The sequence below is a fragment of the Frankia sp. CgKIO3 genome (assembly GCF_977946435.1).
Window position 1 is genome coordinate 1 of the sequence record NZ_CDWTMO010000217.1, and the last position, 5441, is coordinate 5441.

Sequence of the window (5441 nt, forward strand, 5' to 3'; positions counted from 1 at the left end):
CGGGGTTACGCTAACAGCCCGTCACCACCCACCGGCGAATCGCTCCTTACCGGTAAAATTGTCGCATCGCCTGTGTGACGAGGCTCGCTGGCATCCCCGGGCCGCGACAGGCCCGTGGAATAAGCCGGTGGAATGAGGAGGCGCGCGCCACGCTTCTTCCTGACGACGGACGCGACCCGTGGCGTGAGGAGGACCTCAACCCGTGCTTGATCCCGATGCACTTTACGATCTCGTCGAGGACCTGGCCGGCGGTTCGATCGATCTCGGCCGTCCCGTCATGCTGGAGGCGATGACCGGGGTGGTCGACGCTGGCGGCGCGGTCAGCCTGGCCGGCGAGCACCTGATGACCGCGCTCGACCATCGGCTGCTCGCCACCTTCGACATCGACCAGTTGCTCGACTACCGGTCCCGCCGGCCGACCATGGTCTTCTCCGAAGATCACTGGGAGAGTTACGAAGATCCCGTCCTCGCGCTGTACCTGTTGCGGGACGAGGCGGGCACTCCGTTCCTGCTGTTGGCCGGGCCCGAGCCAGACCTGCAGTGGAAGCGGTTCACGGTGGCGCTGCGAGGCCTCGTGGCCCGGCTCGGCATCCGTCTAACGGTCGGGCTGAACGCGATTCCGATGGCGGTGCCGCACACCCGCCCGTCGGTGGTGAGCGCGCACGCGACCCGTAAGGACCTCATCGTGGGGCACGAGCCCTGGCTGCGCCGGCTACAAGTCCCTGGCAGCGCCGGCCACCTGCTGGAATTCGAGCTCGGGCGGGAAGGCCGGGATGCGATGGGTTTCGCCGTCCACGTCCCGCACTACCTGGCGCAGACGACCTATCCGGCGGCCACCGAGGTCCTGCTGACCTCGGTGTCGAAGGCGACCGGGCTCCTGCTCCCGCTGGACGGGCTGCGCTCCGCCGCGGTTGCCATCCAGGACGAGGTCGACAGCCAGATCGCCAAGGGCGGCGAGGCCTCCGCGCTGGTCAGCGCCCTGGAAGAGCAGTACGACGCCTACCAGCGCGGACGGCGCGGGCCGAGCCTGCCGACCACGGACGACGTCCAGCCGCTGCCGACCGCCGACGAACTCGGCGAGGCCTTGGAGCGTTTCCTCGCTGAGCAGACCGAACCGGACGGTCCCACCCCGAATCCCTGACCCGGGTCAGGGATTCGGATCCCACCAGCCTGACCGGCCCGCTCCCCGTCGGGGTCACCTGCCGCAGCCCGCCCTCCGCGGGCCGCTGTGGAGCGGACCGGTCCCATGCGCGTGGGTTACGCACGGGTCGCGCCGTCGACCGACCGGGCGTGAAGGTGGCGGCACCGGAAGCCCGCACCACTGATGATCAATCTTTCCATACCATGATCCGTACACAGCCCGAGCTCGGTTGCATTTAAATTGTGAAAGTAGCTTCTGGTCACCTGTGTCAGACCGGGCCAACCGATTGGCTGTACTATTTTGATCCGCTGCTCGGAGAGCCATCCCAGGACGCCTGAAAATCGTCTCACTTGATGATCCAGTGACGGAGAGAATCGGACGATGAATCTGCCCGAGACGTCCGCATGACCGCATCCCCCGCCGGGGCGGTGCCCACCGCGGCCGGTTCGACGCCACTCGAGACCGCGACGCCACTCGAGACCGCGGACAGCACGGACCCAGCAGCCGGCACCGACCCAGCCGCCAGCGCGACGCCTGCCGGTCCGGCGGCACCGGCAGACCCGGCATCACCGCGCGGTCCGGCACTAACGGCCGATCCTGCGGAGACAGCCGATTCCGGGAATCCCGTACCCGCCGTGGCCTCGACGGCCGGCGCATCGGCGACCGGACCCGGTCGGACCGGACCCACCCTGCGCGAGCGGGGCCTCCACCTGCGTAAACCGATACGCACCGCCCTGTTGGCAATGCATGTGCTGGTGGGTGTCGGCTGGAATGGCGTGGCGTTCGCACAGCTTGTCCTGGCTTCGACCGCGGCGGCCGACGCCGGTCTTCGGCACTCCGCATATGAGCTCATGCACGTCGTCGACCGGGTCCTCGATATCCCGCTCGCTCTGCTCACCCTGGTCACCGGGGTGGTGATCTCGGTGAAAACGAGATGGGGACTGCTGCGGCACTGGTGGGTGGCGACGAAACTCGTCATCACCGTCGTTGCCGTGATACTCGGCGGCTCCGTGATGCGCCCGTTGATCGTGCGGGCCGGACAGGCGACGGACGGGGGGGGGGTCGCCTACACGGCTCCGACCGTCGCGATCGTCCTCGGTGCCAGTGTGATGAACGTCCTGTTCATCACGGCGACAGTGCTGTCCATCGCGAGGCCTTGGGGAAAGACTCCCCGGGGCCGACGAGCGATGCCCCGAGCCGGTGCGGCTCCCCATACCCACGCAGCCGGGCCCGCCGGCGCCCATCCCGCGGCACTGGCCACCGCCACGGCCGCCACGGCCCCCACGGGGAGCGGGGATCCGGTACTCCCGGCCACCGTGGCGGTTCCCCTCGGCCCCTGAGGGTCAGACGCTGCCGAGCACGCGGGTGATCCGCACCTCTACGACGACACGCCGGGGATTGGCCCGCGGCGTGCGGTAACGCTGCGCATAGCGGAACTCGGCGTCGGCCACACTCACCGGATCATCCCGGAGCACGGCCAGTCCCTCCAGCGTCGACCAGCGTCGACCGTCGATCTGGCAGAGCCCGACGGGGGTGCCCTGGGCCGGCCCCGCCGCGATCAGGCGGGCCTTGCGGGATCGGGCCGATGTGATCACCCGGGCGATGCCCGCCGCCGGATCGAGCGTCGCGCCGACGGCGACCACGTGCGGGCTGCCCTCCGGCCGGACGGTGGTCAGGCTGCACAGGTGCCGCTCCCGCCAGAAGTCGAGAAAGGCCTCGCCACGCCCGGCCAGGTCGAGCGGATACGCGGGGTCGAGCCGGTTCTGCTGGTCGGGCCCTAGCCGGCGATGCGTGAGCACCGGGAACTCGGCACGAACGGCGGCCGGTCGGGCCGGGTCCAGCTCCGCGCGCACCGTGGTGGGCCGCGGGCCGGCCTCGGCGAGCACCTCTCCCCACGGATCGACGACGACGCTCGCCCCGGCCATCTCCCGGCCCGCCTGGCGGCCCGCGGCGTTGCAGGCGACGAGGTACACCTGGTTCTCGATGGCCCGGGCGCGGGTGAGCATGCGCCAGTGGTCCAGCCTGGCCAACGGCCAGGCCGACACCACCACCACGATCTCGGCACCGCCCTCGGCCAGCAGTCGGAACAGCTCGGGAAACCGGAGGTCGTAACAGGTTGCCAGCCCGACGACGCCGAGTTCGGTGGGGACGGTTCCGACCGTGGCACCCGGCGTCAGCAACCGGGCCTCCGCGGAGCCGTAGCCGAACAGGTGCACCTTGCGGTACGCATGCCGGATCATCCCGTCCGGACCGATCAACACGGTCGTGTTGAAAAGCCGTCCGTCGGCGGACCGTTCCACGATGCTGCCGGCCACCAGGTGGCATCCGCGTTCCCGGGCGGCCTCCCGCAGGGCGGTGACCGTCGGCCCGGTCAACGCCTCCGCCTCCGCCTCGTACCGATCGAAGTGAAAATAGCCGGTGACCCATAGTTCGGGGAGGACGACCAGGTCCGCCTGGGTCCGCCGGATCTCCCCCAGCACCCTGCGCACCCGGTCCGCCGCGTTCTCCTCGTCGGGACAGCCGAGTTGCAGGGCTGCGGCACGGACCGGGGCTGCCATACGGGGCTCCTCGCCTTGTCGACCATGCGGTTCCGCGAACACGAGGGTCTTCCCGGCGGCGACCCGGTCGACCGCGGGACTCAGGACAGGCCCAGCATCGCCTTCCACTGCTGGGCGCTCGTCGGCCGGAAGACGTGGTTCATCCGCCTGACCACCGCGAGGTCCTCCGACGCCTGCGGAGAATACTGGTGGCCGGGGAAGACGGTGGTGGTGTCCGGCAACGCGGCCAACCGACGCAGGCTGTCGTACATCAGTCCCGCGTCGCCGCCGGGCAGGTCCATCCGGCCGCAGCCCTCGAGGAACAGGGTGTCCCCGGCAACGAGCCGGTCGTCGACGAGGAAACACTGGCTGCCGGGGGTGTGGCCGGGGGTGTGCAGCAGCCGCACGAGGATCTCCCCGACCATCACCACGTCGTCGTCATCATGCTCGACCAGATCGGACGCGGAGACCTCGGTCGCCCGCCGTACCCACTCCGCCTCGGCCCGGTTGACGTGGATCGGGACGTTCTGCCGGCCGAGCAACTGGCGGACACCCTCGATCTCCATGCCGAACGCGTTTCCGCCGATGTGATCAGCGTGGTAATGGGTGATGAGCGCGCCGGTGAGCCGCATACCGTCGGCGGCCAGCAGGTTGAGCAGGTCGTCGACCTTGTAGGCGGGATCGACGATCAGGGCCTCGCCGGTCTCGCGGTCGCCCACGAGGTAGACGAAGTTGACCATCTGGGTACCGACCGGATCGCCGACGGCGAAGTCACGGCCGGACAACAGCTGACGGAAGTACAGGCGATCGGTCACCCCGCCAGCCTACGAAGGTCCGGCCCGCGGCGAGGCGGGTTGCTCACCAGGGCTACCTGCGGCGGCCTGACGGCAGACCCGGCGCGCCGGTTGATCGGCCGGCCATCTGCCGTCAGGCGACCGGGCTGAGGCCGCCGTCGAGGTTGATCGCCGCACCCGTGATGTAGGCGACCCGCGCGGAGAGCAGGAACGCGACCAGATCGGCGAACTCCTGGGCCCGGCCCACCCGACCGAGCGGGATTCCGGAGGTCCGCCCCATCCGTTCGTACAGCTCGTCGCCCGTGATGTTCTCCCGGGCCGCCGCCCGATCCCACTGCCCGCTCTCCACCAGGCCGATCAGCACCGCGTTGACCCGGATCCGGTCCGGGCCAAGCTCCTTGGACAGGGCCTTGGTGAGCGCGAGGCCCGCGGCCCGAGTGACGGAGGTCGGGGTGGAGCCGGCGCCAGGGGCTCTGGCCGCCACGGACAGTGAGTTCACGATGCCGCCACCGCCCGCGCGCCGCAGGTACGGCAACACCAGCCGGGAGGCCCGGATCGCCGCGTGCAGCTTCAGCTCCAAATCGGCGTTCCAGACCTCGTCGGCCTGCTTCTCGAACGTACCGGCCGCGCTGGCGCCGGCGTTGTTCACCAGGGCGTCCACGGCGTTCCACCGGTCGACGGCGGTGGCGACGAAACGTTCAAGGTCGGTGGTGCTGATCACATCGGCGGGTACGGCGAGAACCTCGCCACCGCCAGCCTGCGCCTGCTCGGCAACCTTCCGCAGCCGTGTCTCGTCGCGCCCGCAGAAGGCCACCCGCGCCCCCTCGGCGGCCAGCGTCCGCACCAGGGCGGCTCCCAGTCCGTTCGAGCCGCCGGTCACCAGCACTACCTTGCCCGCCAACTGAAGATCCATCCCGCTCCTGTCGCCCCGCTCCGGTCGCAGTTTTTCGATGAGGCATGCCGCCCGCC

Annotated in this window: 5 protein-coding genes; 2 read left to right on the forward strand and 3 right to left on the reverse strand. The window is 70.1% G+C overall.

The annotated features are described in order from the left end of the window. Positions 1-202: 202 nt before the first annotated feature. Positions 203-1141, forward strand: a complete 939-nt coding sequence (locus AC08OJ_RS18195) for a proteasome assembly chaperone family protein (protein ID WP_476594475.1) — start codon at positions 203-205, stop codon at positions 1139-1141. 635 nt (positions 1142-1776) lie between these two features. Next, on the forward strand, positions 1777-2481 hold the full coding sequence (locus tag AC08OJ_RS18200) for a hypothetical protein (RefSeq protein WP_476596360.1): 705 nt from the start codon (positions 1777-1779) through the stop codon (positions 2479-2481). Between the two features lie 3 nt (positions 2482-2484). On the opposite strand, the gene AC08OJ_RS18205 is transcribed toward AC08OJ_RS18200, so the two are convergent. The 3 genes from AC08OJ_RS18205 to AC08OJ_RS18215 form a co-directional block, all read right to left on the reverse strand. Next, positions 2485-3699, reverse strand: a complete 1215-nt coding sequence (locus AC08OJ_RS18205) for a nitrilase-related carbon-nitrogen hydrolase (RefSeq protein WP_476594477.1) — start codon at positions 3697-3699, stop codon at positions 2485-2487. 80 nt (positions 3700-3779) lie between these two features. Beyond that, positions 3780-4493, reverse strand: a complete 714-nt coding sequence (locus AC08OJ_RS18210; protein WP_476596361.1) for an MBL fold metallo-hydrolase — start codon at positions 4491-4493, stop codon at positions 3780-3782. A 112-nt stretch (positions 4494-4605) separates the two neighbouring features. Next, on the reverse strand, positions 4606-5441 hold an 836-nt coding region (locus AC08OJ_RS18215; RefSeq protein WP_476596363.1), incomplete at its 5' end, for an SDR family oxidoreductase.